The sequence below is a fragment of the Pseudomonas sp. UW4 genome (assembly GCF_000316175.1).
Lineage (GTDB): Bacteria > Pseudomonadota > Gammaproteobacteria > Pseudomonadales > Pseudomonadaceae > Aquipseudomonas > Aquipseudomonas laurylsulfatiphila.
This window is the reverse complement of sequence record NC_019670.1, coordinates 2,447,863-2,464,808: the sequence shown is the minus strand read 5'-3', so window position 1 is coordinate 2,464,808 and position 16,946 is coordinate 2,447,863. Positions and strand designations below refer to the sequence as shown.

Annotated in this window: 12 protein-coding genes and 2 pseudogenes; 7 read left to right on the top strand and 7 right to left on the bottom strand. The window is 58.1% G+C overall.

Going from position 1 to position 16,946, the window contains the following annotated elements; genetic code table 11:
- The first annotated feature begins 52 nt into the window (after positions 1–52).
- A complete protein-coding gene (locus PPUTUW4_RS10770; protein WP_049810830.1) occupies positions 53–400 on the top strand; it encodes a helix-turn-helix domain-containing protein in 348 nt (115 codons plus the stop codon).
- Positions 401–541: 141 nt separating this feature from the next.
- Here the strand turns inward: PPUTUW4_RS10770 and PPUTUW4_RS30205 are convergent.
- From PPUTUW4_RS30205 to PPUTUW4_RS10760, 3 genes and pseudogenes are all read right to left on the bottom strand, one after another.
- Positions 542–706 (bottom strand): annotated as a pseudogene (locus PPUTUW4_RS30205) (beta-ketoacyl-ACP synthase II); the annotation flags it as partial.
- A 27-nt stretch (positions 707–733) separates the two neighbouring features.
- Positions 734–3,826, bottom strand: a complete 3,093-nt coding sequence (locus PPUTUW4_RS10765; RefSeq protein ID WP_015094665.1) for an efflux RND transporter permease subunit — start codon at positions 3,824–3,826, stop codon at positions 734–736.
- A complete protein-coding gene (locus tag PPUTUW4_RS10760; protein WP_015094664.1) occupies positions 3,823–4,932 on the bottom strand; it encodes an efflux RND transporter periplasmic adaptor subunit in 1,110 nt (369 codons plus the stop codon). Before PPUTUW4_RS10760 ends, PPUTUW4_RS10765 begins: the two co-directional genes overlap by 4 nt.
- A 171-nt stretch (positions 4,933–5,103) precedes the next feature.
- On the opposite strand from PPUTUW4_RS10760, the gene PPUTUW4_RS10755 reads away from it, so the two are divergent.
- Positions 5,104–6,564 carry an efflux transporter outer membrane subunit gene (locus PPUTUW4_RS10755; protein ID WP_015094663.1) on the top strand — a complete coding sequence of 487 codons (1,461 nt, stop codon included), beginning with the start codon at positions 5,104–5,106 and terminating at the stop codon, positions 6,562–6,564.
- A 135-nt stretch (positions 6,565–6,699) separates the two neighbouring features.
- Here PPUTUW4_RS10755 and PPUTUW4_RS10750 read toward each other — a convergent pair.
- The 3 genes and pseudogenes from PPUTUW4_RS10750 to PPUTUW4_RS10740 form a co-directional block, all read right to left on the bottom strand.
- Positions 6,700–7,732 (bottom strand): annotated as a pseudogene (locus PPUTUW4_RS10750) (outer membrane protein transport protein).
- A 199-nt stretch (positions 7,733–7,931) separates the two neighbouring features.
- Positions 7,932–8,558: a TetR/AcrR family transcriptional regulator gene (locus tag PPUTUW4_RS10745; protein ID WP_015094662.1), complete on the bottom strand. Its 627-nt coding sequence runs from the start codon at positions 8,556–8,558 to the stop codon at positions 7,932–7,934.
- A 119-nt stretch (positions 8,559–8,677) separates the two neighbouring features.
- Positions 8,678–9,592 carry a LysR substrate-binding domain-containing protein gene (locus PPUTUW4_RS10740; protein ID WP_015094661.1) on the bottom strand — a complete coding sequence of 305 codons (915 nt, stop codon included), beginning with the start codon at positions 9,590–9,592 and terminating at the stop codon, positions 8,678–8,680.
- Between the two features lie 198 nt (positions 9,593–9,790).
- Here PPUTUW4_RS10740 and PPUTUW4_RS10735 point away from each other — a divergent pair, with 198 nt between their 5' ends.
- The 4 genes from PPUTUW4_RS10735 (at position 9,791) to PPUTUW4_RS10720 (ending at position 13,825) form a co-directional block, all read left to right on the top strand.
- On the top strand, positions 9,791–10,540 hold the full coding sequence (locus PPUTUW4_RS10735; RefSeq protein WP_015094660.1) for an SDR family NAD(P)-dependent oxidoreductase: 750 nt from the start codon (positions 9,791–9,793) through the stop codon (positions 10,538–10,540).
- 100 nt (positions 10,541–10,640) lie between these two features.
- The gene (locus PPUTUW4_RS10730; protein ID WP_041474832.1) at positions 10,641–11,939 is read left to right on the top strand and encodes an MFS transporter; all 1,299 of its coding nucleotides are present in this window, start codon (positions 10,641–10,643) and stop codon (positions 11,937–11,939) included.
- Positions 11,940–11,957: 18 nt separating this feature from the next.
- Positions 11,958–12,806 (top strand): transketolase, encoded by an 849-nt coding sequence (locus PPUTUW4_RS10725; protein ID WP_015094658.1) that lies wholly within the window; start codon positions 11,958–11,960, stop codon positions 12,804–12,806.
- Positions 12,803–13,825, top strand: a complete 1,023-nt coding sequence (locus tag PPUTUW4_RS10720) for a transketolase family protein (RefSeq protein ID WP_015094657.1) — start codon at positions 12,803–12,805, stop codon at positions 13,823–13,825. The genes PPUTUW4_RS10725 and PPUTUW4_RS10720 overlap by 4 nt, the downstream gene beginning before the upstream one ends.
- Positions 13,826–14,510: 685 nt before the next feature.
- On the opposite strand, the gene PPUTUW4_RS29900 is transcribed toward PPUTUW4_RS10720, so the two are convergent.
- The gene (locus tag PPUTUW4_RS29900; RefSeq protein ID WP_158467548.1) at positions 14,511–14,885 is read right to left on the bottom strand and encodes a hypothetical protein; all 375 of its coding nucleotides are present in this window, start codon (positions 14,883–14,885) and stop codon (positions 14,511–14,513) included.
- Between the two features lie 570 nt (positions 14,886–15,455).
- Here PPUTUW4_RS29900 and PPUTUW4_RS10705 point away from each other — a divergent pair.
- Positions 15,456–16,625 (top strand): PAS domain-containing sensor histidine kinase, encoded by a 1,170-nt coding sequence (locus PPUTUW4_RS10705; protein ID WP_015094655.1) that lies wholly within the window; start codon positions 15,456–15,458, stop codon positions 16,623–16,625.
- Positions 16,626–16,946: the final 321 nt, after the last annotated feature.

Genomic DNA, 16,946 nt, shown 5'->3' with positions numbered 1-16,946 from the left:
CCAGGATGATATCCCTCGCCCTTTTTCCGAAAAAATACGTCGCGGCGAACTGATGCAAGCTGATTGCCCTTCCCGGGAGGTCCTCAAGCATATGACCAGCCGCTGGGGGGTTCTGGTGCTGGTTGTTCTCTTGGGGGGCACGCATCGCTTTAGTGAATTACGTCGAAAAATCGGTGGAGTAAGCGAGAAAATGCTTTCGCAGACACTCCAGGGGCTGGAGAGCGATGGGCTTGTCCATCGGTTCTCCCGACCGATAGTCCCCCCCTATGTGGAGTACACATTGACGCCCTTGGGAAATGCTGCAGCGACCAAGGTTGAGGCAATGGTCGACTGGATTGAAGATAATCTGCACGAGATTATGCAGTTCAGGAGAGAAAACGCGGTTGCAGAAAGGATCTGAGTTGACCATGGTGCTCAATCATGGGTGCGACGAAGCCCTGGCTATTCAGGGCTTTGTAGTTTCTGAAGTTTGCGTTTTCCACTCAGTCTTTTTGGATCCTTTGCGCATCTTTTCAGTCGTTTGCGCAACGCCAGACCTCCGCTACCAACTCCCCCCACCAAATCCGAACCCATTCGAAAGCACATGCGTTATTGCCATCTTCCTGGGCTTCAGGCCGACCAGGTCGAGCCCGGTTGCCGCGTCATCGGGATTCACAGGATTAAGCGTTGGGGGCACGACCTGATCGCGTAGCGCCAATACGGTGAAGCCCTCTCTTTAAGTGGATCCGAGCGCTTAGGTCACTTCTGCTGTTTCAGTTTGCCTCTGACTGACATGACTGATCTTGAACCAGATGGAATACATCGCCGGCAGGAACACCAGTGTCACGATGGTTCCCACGAACGTACCTCCGATCAGTGTGTAAGCCAGGGTTCCCCAGAAGACGGAGTGCGTCAGCGGAATGAACGCCAGGATGGCTGCCAGCGCTGTGAGCAGCACCGGGCGAGCGCGCTGTACTGTGGCTTCGATCACTGCATGGAACGGATTCAGTCCTTCTTGTGCGTTGTGATGGATTTGCCCAATCAGGATCAGCGTATTACGCATCAGAATGCCCGACAGGGCGATCAGCCCCACCAACGCATTGATACCAAACGGCTGCTGGAAGACCAGCAGTGTCGGGACCACACCAATCAGCCCGAGTGGCGAGGTGAGGAACACCATGATCATCGCCGAGACCGAACGTACCTGCAGGATGATGATCAGCAGCGTGACGGCAATCATGATCGGCAACAGCGGCAGTATCGCCTGACCGGCCTTGCCCGACTCCTCGATAGCCCCCGACTGCTCGATACGATAGCCATCCGGCAACTTGCCGATCACCGGTTGCAGTTCCTTCATGATCACGCTTGAGACGTCCGGTGGCTGCAAGCCTTCGGCAATGTCGCCACGCACAGTAATGGTCGGCGTGCGGTCACGACGTCGAAGGACGGGATCCTCCATGCGCACGTCCACTGCCCCTACCTGGGACAGCGGAATCCGCTGGCCCGCCGTGCCCACTAGCGTAAAGCCTTCTATTTTTGCAGGGTCGAGCCGGATATCACCCGCAGCACGTCCGATCACTTGCACCGAACGAATGTCTTCGCGAACGGCCGTGATCGGCACCCCTGCCAGCAGGAACTGCAACTGCTGTGCGACAGCACTGGAGGTCAGCCCCACCGCCTGCAAGCGGTCCTGATCCAGGGTGAAATGCAGCGTTGGTGTCAGCGGCCCCCAGTCAGTGTTGACGGTTCGCATCAAGGGGCTCGCCTGCATCACTGCCTGTACCTGAGCGGCGATCTCGCGCAATGTCGACGGGTCAGGCCCCATCACCCGATAGGCGACAGGAAAAGGTGAATATGGACCAAACACCAACTGCGTAACCCTGACACGCGCTTGTGGGGCAAGCCCTTCAGCGACGGCCTCGCGAATACGGAACTTGAGGGCCTCCCGTGCCTCCTGACTCTCCGTCAACACCACAATCTTGGCGAATGACGGATCAGGGAGCTCCGGCGCCATGGCCAGGTAGAAACGCGGCGCACCTTGTCCGATATAGGCCGTGACGATTTTTGCTTCATCCTGCTTTTGCAGCCAGGCCTCAACTTTGGCGGTGGTGAGGCTGGTCTGCTCGATTGAGGTTCCATAGGGCATTTGCACTTCGACCAACACTTCAGGTCGATCCGAGGTGGGGAAGAACTGCTTCTTGACCAGGCTCATGCCGACAATCGCCAGGACAAACGTTGCGATAACAGTACCGGCCACCAGCCATTTGTGGGCGATGACGCGCGTCAAAATCCGGCGGAAACGGTTGTAGTTGGCGGTGTTGTAAATGGCCGCCCGCCCCCCTTCGACCTTTTCGATCTTCGGCAACATATTCACACCCAGATAGGGGGTAAAGGCCACCGCAACCACCCATGAGGCAATCAGGGCAATGCCCACGATCCAGAACATGTTGCTGGTGTACTCGCCGGCAGTCGACTGTGCGAAGCCGTTGGGCAAAAAGCCGATAGCGGTCACCAGGGTGCCGGAAAGCATCGGTGCGGCCGTATGACTCCAGGCATAGGCGGACGCTTTGATGCGGTCGTAGCCTTCCTCCATTTTCACCACCATCATCTCGATCGCAATGATGGCGTCGTCCACCAGCAGCCCCAGCGCCAGAATCAGCGACCCGAGGGTAATACGGTCAAAGTTCTTGCCCGTGGCCGCCATCACCACAAACACCACGGCCAGGGTCAGCGGCACCGCCGCCGCCACGACAATACCGACATGCCAGCCCATGCTGAGAAAGCACACCAGCATCACAACCAGCAAGGCGACGAAGAACTTGATCATGAATTCGTCGACGGCCGAACTGATATTCACAGACTGATCGGTGACCTTGGTAAGCGTCATACCCAGCGGCATGCCTTCATTGATCCTGGTCGTCTCCACGTCCAGTGCCTTGCCCAGATCAAGACCGTTCCAGCCCTCGCGCATCACGACACCCAGTAACAGCGCTTGCTCACCGTTATTACGCACCAGGAAGGTCGCCGGATCTTCGTAACCACGCTCGACCGTCGCCACGTCCGAGAGCTTCAAGGTTCGCCCCTGAATCGCAAGCGGTGTGTCACGAATCTTCTGCATCTTGTCGAAGGCACCGTCAAGACGCAGGAAGACTTCTGGCCCCTTGGTTTCAATGGAGCCGGCTGGCGTGAGCACATTCTGATTATTCAGCGCGGCAAAAAAAATATCCTGGGGAGATACGCCCAGCGTGGCCAGCCGATCATGGGAGAAGGAGACAAAGATGCGTTCACTCTGCTCACCAATGATGTTGACCTTTTTCACACCCGGCACATGCAACAGGCGCTGGCGCAGCGATTCTGCATCACGTACCAGCAATCGCTGCGGCTCGCCTTTGGCTTTCAAGGCAAACAGAGCAAAGGTCACATCTGAAAACTCGTCGTTGACCATCGGGCCAATCACACCGGCCGGAAGTTTGATCGCCTCATCGTCGAGCTTTTTGCGCGCCTGGTAGAACTCCTCCTGCACTTGGGAGGGCGGAGTGCGATCGAGCAGTGTCACCACGGTGAAGGCGAGACCCGGACGGGTGTAGGTTTCCGTGCGGTCGTACCATTTCAATTCTTGCAGACGTTTTTCCAGTGGCTCGGCGACCTGGTCCTGCATCTCCTGCGCCGTAGCGCCCGGCCACGCCGTGATGACCGTCAGCTGCTTGACCGTAAACGGCGGGTCTTCCGCACGCCCCAGTTGGAAAAACGCCAGGATCCCTGCGACACCGATCAGGAAGATCAGGAACACCGTGATCGAACGCTCGCGAACGGCGAGCGCCGAAAGATTGAAGCGCCCCTGGCTCATGGATGGCTCCCGGCAACTTCGACGTCACCCTGTCGAGTCAGCCTCACCTCTTCACCCTCACGCAGCAGATGTGCACCTAACGCGACAACTTGCTCCCCGACCTTGAGATCACCTGCAACTCGTGCTGCCTCATCGCCCACGCTCAAAATACGGACAGGTCTCCAAGTCACCTTCGCGGGGTTGCCCGCAACAATCCAGACGCCGGCACCTTTGCCCGGGTCATAGACAGCAGCCAGCGGCACTTGCAACACCTGACCATTTGCGCTGCCTTCGGCGATCCGCAGAGTGACAGTGGAACCTAACGGCGCATTGGCCAGCGCGCCCTCGAGCACATACCGCGCCTCAAAGGTGCGCGTCATGCGATCGGCCGAATCGGAAAGCAACCTCAGCCTGGCTGTCACTGCATCCGTGGCGTTGCCATAAAGCGTTGCCTGCGCGGTGGAACCTGCCGCCGGACGCAGCGTTTCGGGCAAGTGCACAATGGCTTCGCGCTGCCCTGCCCGCGCCAGTCGAACCACAGCCTGCCCCGGGCTGACGACTTGTCCTGGCTCGGCAAGTGTCTCCACCACTACTGCGTCGGAATCAGCAAACAACACGGCGTAACCCGACGCATTGCGAGCGACGTCTGCCTGCGCTTGCGCCGCACTGAGCTGTGCTTTTGCGGTATCAGCCGCGGCTTTGACCTGATCGTACGCCGAGGCAGAAATGGCTCCGGCGGCAACCAGGTCGCGATATCGAGCCTCGTCATCCGCTGTTTGTCTGGCTCGCGCCCGAGCGGCCATGACCGACTCTTGCTGTGCCCGCGCCTGCAACCCGAGATCGATCGGGTCGAGGCGCATGAGTGGCTGACCCCGCTTGACCGTCTGGCCAGTGTCAACCAGGCGCTCAAGTATCTTGCCCGAGACCCGAAAGCCCAGGTCAGCCTGAACGCGGGCGACCACGATGCCAGTGAAAGATCGTGAAGCCTCGGACGCCCCCTGAACCGCAGAGGACCTCACCAAAGGAGCGTGCGTGCGTGGGTCATCAACGACGGATGAGTCGCCACACGCCGTCAGGACGAGAGGCAACAGACAAACGGCAATCGGGACAGGTAGAAGCCGGCGCATGGGTTCCCTTACTCAACAATTGGACATGCCCAGTATTTTCTGCACGGTGACCACTTATGTCAATGGTCACAAGATAACTGAAAGACAGCGACAAACAATAGACTTCATTGATTGACAGAATGTGACCTTTAATTAATATGGTCACAATCAATCCTCATTGAAGGAACCCAAATGCCTCCTCTGCACCCTATCGCTCTTTTGGTGACCGCCAGTTTGATGGCCGGCTGTGCGGTCGGTCCGGACTATCAACGACCGACCCTCCCTCTTTCCGATCGTTATCTGGGTCAACCAGCTGTCGAGCACAGGCCCGCAACCGTGCCGACCAGTCTCGTGAGCTGGTGGGATAGTTTTGGAGATCCCGTGCTGACCGACTTCGTCTCCAAGGCTCTTGAACAGAACCTGGATCTGGCGCAAGCGGCAGCGCGAGTCACACAGGCACGGGCAGGATTGGGTGCCGCAAATGCCGCCTTGCTGCCCTCCGGGAGCATCGATGGCCAGGCCGCGCGCTCCTACCAATCCATCGAGACGCCACTCGGCCAGGTTTTGAACTCGATGCCTGGCTATGATCGGTACGGAAGTTCTTACGAGCTCAACCTCAATGCTGGCTGGGAAGTTGATGTCTTTGGCGGCCTGAGACGCGGACGCGAAGCCGCACTCGCCGAGTACCAGGCCTGCGAGGCGGGCGCGACCGCCACGCGATTGGCGGTTGCAGCACAGACGGCCGATATCTACATCACTATCCGTGGATTGCAGGCCCGGCTGGACATTGCCAAGCGACAAGTCGAAACCCGGCAGGGACTGCTGGAGAAAGTCCGCTTGCTCTACGGCAAGGGCCTCGCTGCCAACTACCAGGTTCAGCAGACTGAGGGAGAGTTAGCGCAAGTCCAGGCGACAGTACCAGTGCTCCAGACTGGCCTGGACGCTGCCATGAATGCACTGGATGTCATGCTCGGCACACCGCCTGGCACTCACCGCACGCAACTGGCAGATACGGGGAGCATTCCTCTTGTGCCGCAGATCAAGGTCTGGGGAACACCGGCCGATCTGCTGCGCCGCAGGCCAGACCTGATCGTGGCTGAACGCCGCCTGGCAGCCTCGAATGCGCGCATTGGCGTGGCGATTGCCGAGTACTACCCGAAATTCTCGCTCAGCGCATTGCTGGGTAGTGCCACAGCTGTATCCGGCGGCAACCTTTTCACCGGCGGCGCCAATCAGTCGGCGGGTGCACTGGGGCTGCGCTGGAGGCTTTTTGACTTTGGCCGCATAAACGCTCAAATCGATCAAGCCAAGGGACAGGAAGCCGAAGCGCTGGCCGCTTACCGCCAGTCGGTTTTACGCGCCACTGAGGATGTCGAGAATGCCTTCTCCGCTCTGGTGAATCGCGACACTCAGGCAACCACTCTCGCTGGAGGCGAGGCCTCTCTGACACAGGCTCGCCAATCGTCGTTCATTGCCTACGAAAAAGGCACGGCCAGTCTGATTGATGTTCTGCACGCCGACGAAATGATGCTGCAGGCTTCCGATGCCCGAGCGCAGGCGCGGACGGAATCGGCACGGGCCGCGGTTGCGGCATTCAAGGCGCTCGGCGGCGGCTGGCAACCTCCTGAAACCCTGCCTGTTGCGTCGCGATGAAGCTCGCCAGCGGTGCACTGTCCAGGCTTCAACCTTTCTCTCTGAGAAATGGCCCGATATACAGGTCCTTGAGCGTCTGGATTCGGGAGGCAACACGCACTCCCGACCCGACATTTGCGATGTAACAACGCTCAGCTAGAAACGGTAGCTGACGGAAGTACCGAGCCCGCTCGCACTGTTCTTGTATTTGGCACTGTATGCACCTCTCGTTGCCGAGCTGTCATTGACCTCTACGCTCTCCTCCCAAAGGTAGGAATAAGCGAGGTCGATCGTGACATTTTCCACCGGCGTCCAGCCGGCACCGAAGCTGACAACCTTTCGGTCGCCCGTAGGAATCCGGGGCCCGCGATTGGTGTTGTTGGTGGGTGACTGATCAACTGAAAACCCGCCACGAAGCACCCATTGATTATTCAATTGATACGCAGCACCGATAGCGTGAGCCCACGTGTCATGCCAGTTCTGCTCTTCGGTAATCGTGGTAACTGACCTTGGAGTGATAGGTCAGCCCCAGGCGGGTCTGATCTGTCGCCTGCACCAGCACACCGGCGTTGAATCCAAGTGCGGTGTCATCGCCAGTGCTTTTGAGCTTCCCGTCATTACGTCCCGGGCTTAGTGAATTGGGCACCATCCCCGATATCTCACCGCCGATACGGTTAATGGTCGGACCGAATCCGATCGAAATATTTTCGTTAAAGGCGTAGCTGATGGTCGGCTGGAAAGTCAGTGTGGTGACTTCGCTCTTGTTGGCGTAATAGCGTCCGGCAAAACCACTGCCGTAGTCGGTAATCAACCCAAAAGGCACATAAAACCCGACGCCGAATGCCCAATGGTCATCGATGGGTTTGACGTAATACCCCATTGGTACGGTGGTCGTGGGCACCATGTCGCCCTCTTCCGTCCCTCCAAACGTACTGCGAGTCTGGCTGATATCAGACTTGGCGAACAACGTAGCCGCCCCCACGTTGGCCTGCTCTCGTTTAAGCCGCGCCATGCCCGCCGGATTGCCGAAGAGGGTACTGGCGTCTTGCGCAGATGAAGATCGACCGGCAAAACCGGATCCCATCCCGCTGATGCTTTGTTCGTTGAGCGCGAAGCCACCGGCAAGCACATTGGAGGACGCAAGCACGACTGCCAGGCCAACGGGGCTCTTGAGTTTATTTTTTTTCATGGCCTGGACTCTATGGGTGTCACTGAAAGAGAACATCGAGAACTACAGCGCCCCATATTATCCACGTGACCAATTCGATCAATAGTCACAAACAGCAAAGTTGATAGTCTTCCCGGTACTCATGTACCGGGAACAGAAAACGCAATGAAGGGGATGTCGCCTCGACTCAAATCACCTGAATATTTTGTTCAGTGACGCGTCAAGGCATGAGGCTGCGCAAGATGAGGTTGGAGGTCAGCGTGGGCGCTTGCTCAATAAAGTCCAGATTGTGTTGCAGCAGCAGAGGATTGACGAAAGGTCGCAGCGCCAGATTGATCGACTCTACGGTTTCGTCCAGCGGGGTTTTGCGCTCGAACTCTCCAATTTCTCGCCCTTGACGCACGATCTCAAAGATAAAGCGCTTGATCTGTGCTTCATAAACCTGGGCACTGTTCCAGCCCTCCGAAGCGGAAAATGCCGCGATGTCGTAGAGCTTGCGATCATTGAAGAAGAGGTCCACACCCGTGGCAATGACGGTTTTTACCAGTCTGCGGAAACGCTCGGTTGGTGAAATCGCGTCTGCATTAACAGCCTGTTCGACTGCCGCAACAATCTGCCCCAAACAGTTTGAGCAGATCGCTTCGCCGATCGCCTGCTTGGAATCAAAGAATTTATAGATGTACGCTTTGGAAAAACCGATGGCCTTCGCCAGGTCGGAAACCGTGGTTTTACCGTAGCCATACTGACTGAAGTGCTCATTGGCAGCAGCGACAATCTGGTCTCGAATGTCGTGCTCCGCTGGGCCACGAGTGCTCGGCGAGGAGGTAGGTATTGATGGCTGATTCATGACAGCAGCTTACTCATCCTATCGTAGACTGACAACTCGTGACTCCACATGAATATGGTCACAATACCGCCGCCTTACGTTTTTTAGTAGTGGCCGTGCAGGGCGTCATGCCATCGGGGTCAGTAATTGAGGTCATGCCCTAACTCATTCTGCATCCATTCCAGAAATCTTCTCACCCTGGGAAAATTTGCATGGGCTCTGGGGAAAACCAGGTGGTGTGCAGTGATTGGGGCGCTCAACTCAGGTGCTACCTCGACCAGCGCGCCACGCGCCAGATAGTCCTGCGCAAGCAGCGTGCTTTCCAACGCAAATCCTAGACCGTGGCTGGCCGCCTCCAATGTCATGTAGGAGCGGTCAAAGCTGAGTGTGTAGGGTCTTTCAGGTCGTGACAGACCATGTTGAGCAAACAGCTGCGGCCACTTGATCAACGTGGCCTCCGACAGGATCAGATTGCAGTCCAGTAAATCCGCGACCGCCCGGATGGGGCGTTTTTCCAGAAGCTTCGGGGACGCCAGCACGGCAATCTTTTCATTGCGGATCGTCCGTACTTCGTAGCTGGGCCAATTGGGCATGCCGTGGCGGATGTCCACATCGATCTTGTCACGACTGAAGTGTAGCGACTCGTAGGAGCACGAGAGGTTGAGCTGGATATCGGGATGACTCTGGCGAAATTGCTCCAGGCGCGGCATCAGCCACAACAGGCCGAAACTGGGCGACGAGTGCAGTCGCAGGCAATCGAGGCTGACATCGCTGGTGGCCCGTTCGGTGGCCACCGCCAGACTGTGCAGGATGCCGGACACCTCAGTGAGGTACTGCTCGCCGACTGGCGTCAATGTCACGCCCCTGGCCGTTCTGAGAAACAGCTGCCGGCCGATCATGGCCTCGAGTTTGGCCAGTTGGTGGCTGACTGCCGAGGGCGTCAGGTCGAGCAGTTCGGCGGCGCGGGCGATGTTGCCGAAGCGTGCCGTCTGTTCGAAGGCCTGAATGGCTTTCAGTGGTGGAAGGATCGGAGGTGCATCGCCAGGTGAACTCATGATTATTATTTTTCCGCTGCAAGTGGCTTGGGCCGGGCGTTCAGCTATTCAAACATTGGAAGAGTTGGTTGGCGAGTGCTGAATTTTTTTCAGCATCGAGTGACATTCGCGTTATTGCTCAGGGTCAGCGTGGAGAACAAGCTGAGTCATCGGTTCTTCGTGGATCGACCCAATAAAAACAATCAGAGGTACTCTTCCATGCTTCTCAAAGGCAAAGTCGCGATCATCACCGGTGCAGCTTCCGCACGTGGCATCGGCCGCGCTACGGCAACGACCTTCGCGCAACAAGGCGCTCGCGTCGTGATACTCGACCTGGATGAATCCGCTGCACGGGATGCTGCGGCCTCCCTGGGTGAGGGGCATCTGGGCCTCGCCGCCAACGTTGCTGACGAATCGCAGGTTCAAAGGGCTGTCGCCAAAATCATCGAGCACTTCGGCCGCATCGACATTCTCGTCAACAACGCCGGCATCACCCAGCCCCTCAAGACCCTGGATATCCGCCCCTCTGATTACGACAAGGTGCTGGACGTCAGCCTGCGCGGCACCCTGCTCATGTCGCAGGCGGTGATTCCGATGATGCGCCAGCAGTCGGGCGGCAGCATCGTGTGCATGTCGTCGGTCTCCGCTCAACGCGGCGGCGGCATTTTCGGTGGCCCGCATTACAGTGCCGCCAAGGCCGGCGTGCTGGGCCTGGCCAAGGCCATGGCGCGGGAACTGGGGCCGGACAAGGTTCGCGTCAACTCCATCGCCCCCGGTTTGATCCACACCGACATCACCGGTGGCCTGATGCAGGACGAACGTCGCCACGCGATCATCGACGGCATCCCGTTGGGACGCCTGGGCGAGGCGCAGGATGTGGCCAATGCAGCGCTATTTCTGGCCAGCGACCTATCCTCCTACCTGACCGGCATCACCCTGGATGTGAACGGCGGCATGCTGATTCACTGAATACACCTGAGCGGGCCTGCGCGGCCCGTGCGGTTCTGGATCGACGATGCAGCCAGGCTTGATTGCCTGGCGGTCAATAAAAACAAGAGATCAGACCATCATGACTACCCTGTCGCTCGAAGCGGTTTCGACCGTGCGCTCCAACGCCTACCGTAAAACCGCGTGGCGCCTGATGCCCTTTCTGATGCTGTGCTACCTGTGCGCCTATCTGGATCGGGTCAATGTCGGCTTTGCCAAGCTGCAAATGATGAACGATCTGGCGCTGAGCGAAACGGTCTATGGACTAGGCGCGGGCATGTTCTTCATCGGCTATTTCCTCTGCGAAGTTCCCAGCAACATCATCCTGCACAAGGTCGGTGCGCGGGTCTGGATCGCTCGCATCATGATCACCTGGGGCATCGTCTCCGCCCTGTTCGCCTTCGTCGAAACCGCGTGGCAATTCTATGCCTTGCGCTTTCTGCTTGGCATTGCCGAAGCGGGTCTTGCGCCGGGTCTGCTGCTGTACCTGACCTACTGGTTTCCGTCCTATCGGCGTGCGCGCATGACCGTGTTGTGGTTTATCGCCATTCCGCTGTCGGGCATGGTCGGTGGCCCGCTCTCCGGCTGGATCATGAATCACTTCGCCGGCATGCATGGCTGGGCCGGCTGGCAGTGGATGTTCGTGCTCGAAGCTGTGCCCACCGTTCTTATCGGCTTGCTGGTACTGAGCTATCTCAAGGATGGCGTACACCAGGCCACCTGGCTCGATGACGACGAAAAAGCACTGATCCGCCGCGAGCTGGCCGAGGATGACCAGCAGAAAATCACCCATGCGTCGGTGGGCGAGTTTATTCGCGACCGTCGTCTGTGGTTGCTCGCAGGCATCTACTTCTGCGTTGTAATGGGCCAGTACGCGATCACCTTCTGGCTACCGACACTGGTACGCAACGCCGGGGTTTCCGATCCGCTGCACATCGGTTTCCTGACCAGCCTGCCCTATCTCTGCGCCATTGTGGCAATGCTGCTGGTCGGTCGCAGTGGCGACAAACACCGCGAGCGACGCTGGCACCTGATCGCCCCGATGATTGCCGGCGCACTCGGCCTGACCCTCGCCGCAGTGCTGGGCGGCAATATCGTCCTGTCCATCCTGAGCCTGTGCCTGGCGGCGTCCGGCATTCTGTCGGCGACATCGCTGTTCTGGATGCTGCCCACCACATTGCTCGGGGGCGTTTCCGCCGCCGCAGGCATTGCGGCAATCAACAGCTTCGCCAACCTCGCCGGGTTCTGCTCGCCTTACCTGATCGGCTGGATCACCACACAGACCGGTTCCAGCGCCATCGGCATGTACCTGATCACCGGCGCTCTGGTGTTCGGCGCCACGCTGGTGCTGCGAATTCCCGCCGCCTCGGTCAATCGTTGATTTATTGGAGCTTTCACCATGACTGCCAATCCTTCACTCGTTACACCCAAGACGCTGACAGAGCGTGCCCATAACATTCGCCGCCACGCGTTGCGCATGGGGCAAGTTCAGGGGCAAGGCTATGTCGGCCAAGCTCTCGGTGCCGCCGACCTGCTGGCCGTGTCCTACTTCCATGCCCTGGACTATCGGCCTGAAGACCCGCAATGGGAGGGCCGCGACCGCTTCTACCTGTCGATCGGTCACTACGCGATTGCGCTGTATGCGGCCCTGATCGAAGCCGAAATCATCCCGCTCGATGAGCTGGAAACCTACGGCGCGGACGACAGTCGTTTGCCGATGTCAGGCATGGCCGCCTACACCCCGGGCATGGAAATCACCGGCGGTTCGCTGGGCCAGGGCCTGGGCATCGCGGTCGGTGCCTGCCTGGGCCTCAAGCGCAAAGGCTCACCCTCCTTCGTCTACAACCTGCTGTCCGATGGCGAGTTGAACGAAGGCTCGACCTGGGAAGCCGTGATGTCGGCGTCGCACTGGAAGCTCGACAACCTGATCGCCATCGTCGACGTCAACAACCAGCAAGCCGACGGTTACTCCAGCGAGATCCTGTCCTTTGAACCCATCGTCGATCGCTGGCAAGCCTTTGGCTGGTTCACTCAGCGCGTCGATGGCAATGACCTCGACGCACTGGTCACCGCGTTCGATGCCGCGCGCAATCATTCCGGCAGCCAGCCACGGGTGATCATCTGCGACACCAAAATGGGTAAAGGCGTGCCCTTCCTGGAAACACGCGAGAAGACGCACTTCATCCGCGTGGAAGAACACGAATGGGATCTGGCACTGCGCAATCTTGAAGAAGGAAAAAACCAATGAACAACGCCGCCAACACACCGACGCCGACTGCCGAACCGATCAAGAAACGCCTGACCACCTCGGCGATGATCGCCTCCATAGCTTCGGAAGGCCAAGCCACCAAATCCGCGCCTTTCGGTCATGCGCTCGCGGCGCTGGCTGATCAGCGCCAGGACATCGTCGGTCTGTCCGCCGACCTGTCCAAGTACACCGACCTGCACATCTTCGCCAAGGCACATCCCGACCGTTTCTATCAAATGGGCATGGCCGAGCAACTGCTGATGAGTGCGGCTGCGGGGATGGCCCGCGAAGGTTTCGTGCCTTTCGCCACGACCTACGCGGTGTTCGCTTCGCGCCGCGCCTATGACTTCATCTGCATGGCGATCGCCGAGGAAAACCTCAACGTCAAGATCGTCTGCGGCCTGCCCGGCCTCACCACCGGTTACGGCCCTAGCCATCAGGCCACGGACGACCTGGCGATCTTCCGGGCCATGCCCAACCTGATGATCGTCGACCCCTGCGACGCCCTGGAAATCGAGCAGGCCGTACCCGCCATTGCCGCGCATCAAGGGCCGGTGTACATGCGCCTGCTGCGCGGCAATGTACCGCTGGTGCTGGACGAGTACGGCTATAAGTTCGAGATCGGCAAGGCCAAGACCCTGCGCACCGGTAACGATGTGTTGATCATCTCCACCGGCCTGATGACCATGCGTGCATTGGAAGCAGCGACGGAACTGCAAGCGGACGGCGTCGATGTCGCCGTGCTGCACGTACCGACGATAAAGCCGCTGGATGAACAAACCATTCTTGCCGAGGCAAGAAAGTCAGGTCGCCTGGTGGTAACAGCAGAAAACAGCTCGATCATAGGTGGTCTCGGCGAGGCCGTTGCCGGGGTGTTGCTGCGCAACGGGGTGACGCCAACCTTCAGGCAGATCGCATTGCCCGATACATTCCTCGATGCCGGCGCCCTGCCGACGTTGCATGATCGCTATGGCATTTCGACTCAGGCAGTCTGTGCTCAAATCAAAGCCTGGCTTTGACCGCTGACTGACAGGAGCGCTTATGGATAGGCGCTCCACCTCGGGCTTTCAGGATGTTCGCCTCGAGTCGTTTCTTGCCATCCCCTTATGAATGCTCTTGGAAGAAAGCGGCGCGGCGGCAAACGCCGGCCAAAAGCAGTCGGTGTTTCGGACTGTGCGACAGATTTCGAAAGAAAGCTGCAAGCCCCGCGACGCTTAAGGGCTTGCGACTCATTGCCGATACGCCCCTCAAGCTTGCGAGACGTTTTCTACCGGTAGGCCTGCCGTGTTGATTACGGAACACCTCAACTTTGCCAGCCTCTCTGGCATCTTTCGGCCGGACTTTGCTCGACTCTCTGGCAAATTGCGTAAACTTTGGCGTCCCGGGCTGCATCTGCAGCAGCTTTGGCAGCATCTCTGGCTGCATCTGCGCCTGCCTTGCCGGCGTCCCTGGCTGCATCCGCAGCGGCCCTGGCAGCATCCCTTGTGGCATCCGCGCCCGCTACGCCAGCAGCTCTTGCTACGTCCCTGGCTGCATCCGCCTGAGTTCTGGCGGCGTCCCTGGTTGCATTTGCAGTGGCTATTGCCGAATCCCGGACTGCATCCGCATCAGCTTTGGCAGCGTCCCGGACTGCATCTGCGTCGTTCACGGCAGCGTCTGCGCCATTGTTGTCTGCGTCGTTGTCATGCGCATTGCCATTGCCTGCTACACCATCATCGCCTGCCGCATCATGATCGCCTGCTGCACCATCATCGCCTGCCGCATCATGATCGCCTGCCGCACCATGATCACCACCCTTTCCATCGCCTCCTGCTCCATGATCGCCACCCTTTCCATCGCCTCCTGCTCCATGATCGCCACCCTTTCCATCGCCTCCTGCTCCATGATCACCACCCTTTCCATCGCCTCCTGCTCCATGATCGCCACCCTTTCCACCGCCTCCTGCTCCATGATCGCCACCCTTTCCATCGCCTCCTGCTCCATGATCGCCACCCTTTCCACCGCCTCCTGCTCCATGATCGCCACCCTTTCCATCGCCTCCTGCTCCATGATCGCCACCCTTTCCTTGGCCACTGCCACCCTGACCACCGTCGCTGCCACCTTCTTTGGCATACACGCTGGAGAAACTGCCGATGTAATCGGGCACCAGTACAGTCGATGCCGACAGGACTGCGCCAATTGCCAGAGCCAATAAACATTTATTGAGCTGCATGTTCCAACCTCCGGTTGGAGTTGCGTAGTCATGTCCGTATCGAACGCAATATCCAGTAAGTTCCCGGCCGCCCATTTGAGCGGCCAGCCAACCGACACGGTCATCAATCTGCAGCTTTAACGAGCAACTGCGGCTTGCGCATGATCCTTCAACACCAGTCAGTATCGCTTCGCGGGAAATATTCCCACGTATAGGTTAGATGAGTGCTTTCAGCGCGAGTTCAACAAATCAATCTCAGGACCAGGACATGTGTTGAGCGGTACGCGTTATCGTTAACGACCATCGCTGGCAAGCCAGTTCCCACAAGGGACCGTGACCTCCAAACCAGTGAACGCCTAAAAAAATATCGAGGCCTGAAAGGGGTAAGTTCTGAGGGCCTTTGCGCAAGCCGTGTCTATAATTTTCCAGATATCGGCCCCTTTGGTCAGTGAATACAAATGTCCGAAGATGAAAATTCGCAGCCCGGTTCTGACGTTCTCTTCGACGAAGCTGACTGTGGATTGCTGCTGACCGCAGAAAATGGCGAGATCGCACGGGTCAACCTCACGTTCTGCCGCTGGTTAGGCTTGCGGCGAAAAGAGCTGCTCGGGCGTCACATCCAGGACTTGATGAGCCTCGAGGGAAGGACGTTCCACAAGATGTACTGGGCGCCCCTCATGCAGATTCAGGGCGTCGTTGCTGACGTGAAGTTCGATCTCGTTCACCACAACGGAGATTTCATTCCAATGATGCTCAGCGCCATCAGCTGTGAGCATTCTGCTGGCATATTTCATGAAATGACGCTATTCAAGGCCGCGGATAGCCAAAGGTACGAGCGCGAACTGCTCAATGCCCGAATGCTTGCCGAAAGGCATTTGGCAAAACACCTCAAGGACCAACGCGTTCTGGACATGACCCAGGACAAGTTGCGTATCACGTACGCTGCGGCTGAAGACAGGGCCCTGTTCGCCGAGCAACTGATCGGGATTGTCAGTCATGACCTGCGCAACCCGTTGTCAGCCATAAAAATGGCCACGGAACTGCTGGGCCGCCGAGAGATGGATTCCAAACAGGTCCAGATACTTGGCCACATCACCCATTCGGCAGAGCGTGCGCAGCGCCTGGTGGCCGATCTGCTGGATTTCACCCTGACTCAGGTCGGGCGAGGTATCTCGGTCCTGCCCAAACCCGTCGATTTACACGAACTGATAGCCGATTGCCTGGACGAGTTGAGCTTGGCTTTTCCCGGGCATACGTTGACCTATCTGCGGTATGGGCAAGGTGATTTTTCTGCAGACAGTGATCGGCTCTATCAACTCATCGGCAACCTGGTCGCCAATGCAGTCGCCTATGGCGCCGCCGATAGCAAAGTCACCGTTTCTACACGCTTTGAAGATCAAGCGGTCATTATTACCGTGCACAACTTCGGCACCCCTATACCTGAGGCGTTGCTTGGGGATTTGTTCGAGCCGATGATCCGAGGCAGTCATGACAATGCCGAACTCAGAAGTGTCGGGTTGGGTCTGTTCATCGTTCGGGAGATCGTTAAGGCGCACTGCGGCGAAGTGGCTGTAACTTCTACTCTCACCACCGGTACAACATTCACTGTAACCTTTCCTCGCACCTGATATTTACCTGGATTACCCTTCCCCCCTCCATTACTAGCCGACGATAGCCAGGCGTGACTGGCCGCTTCACGCCCCAAGGAAGTCGGTCAACCAAGATAAAGGTTCTTGAGGAGCGGTGATTTTATTCCTTATAGGCAACGAGTCTCGCTACCTGATTAAAAGCACTCTCAATGAACCGGGATGATTACCTTTGGCCGCGTAGTGACTCGTTGGTTTTCATCGTGAACACAATGACTTCCTGTGTCGATATCAGACACGGATGTGGCGTGATCAGATAACTGAATCATCGGACAAGCCGGGTAAGGTGGCGCACCTTTTCAT

Excerpts from the sequence above, each read along its gene's own strand:
- PPUTUW4_RS10760 (WP_015094664.1), bottom strand. The coding sequence starts at position 4,932 with ATGCGCCGGCTTCTACCTGTCCCGATTGCCGTTTGTCTGTTGCCTCTC.
- PPUTUW4_RS10770 (WP_049810830.1), top strand. The coding sequence starts at position 53 with ATGCAAGCTGATTGCCCTTCCCGGGAGGTCCTCAAGCATATGACCAGC.
- PPUTUW4_RS10705 (WP_015094655.1), top strand. The coding sequence starts at position 15,456 with ATGTCCGAAGATGAAAATTCGCAGCCCGGTTCTGACGTTCTCTTCGAC.
- PPUTUW4_RS10735 (WP_015094660.1), top strand. The coding sequence starts at position 9,791 with ATGCTTCTCAAAGGCAAAGTCGCGATCATCACCGGTGCAGCTTCCGCA.
- PPUTUW4_RS10720 (WP_015094657.1), top strand. The coding sequence starts at position 12,803 with ATGAACAACGCCGCCAACACACCGACGCCGACTGCCGAACCGATCAAG.
- PPUTUW4_RS10725 (WP_015094658.1), top strand. The coding sequence starts at position 11,958 with ATGACTGCCAATCCTTCACTCGTTACACCCAAGACGCTGACAGAGCGT.
- PPUTUW4_RS10740 (WP_015094661.1), bottom strand. The coding sequence starts at position 9,592 with ATGAGTTCACCTGGCGATGCACCTCCGATCCTTCCACCACTGAAAGCC.
- PPUTUW4_RS10745 (WP_015094662.1), bottom strand. The coding sequence starts at position 8,558 with ATGAATCAGCCATCAATACCTACCTCCTCGCCGAGCACTCGTGGCCCA.
- PPUTUW4_RS10765 (WP_015094665.1), bottom strand. The coding sequence starts at position 3,826 with ATGAGCCAGGGGCGCTTCAATCTTTCGGCGCTCGCCGTTCGCGAGCGT.
- PPUTUW4_RS10755 (WP_015094663.1), top strand. The coding sequence starts at position 5,104 with ATGCCTCCTCTGCACCCTATCGCTCTTTTGGTGACCGCCAGTTTGATG.
- PPUTUW4_RS10730 (WP_041474832.1), top strand. The coding sequence starts at position 10,641 with ATGACTACCCTGTCGCTCGAAGCGGTTTCGACCGTGCGCTCCAACGCC.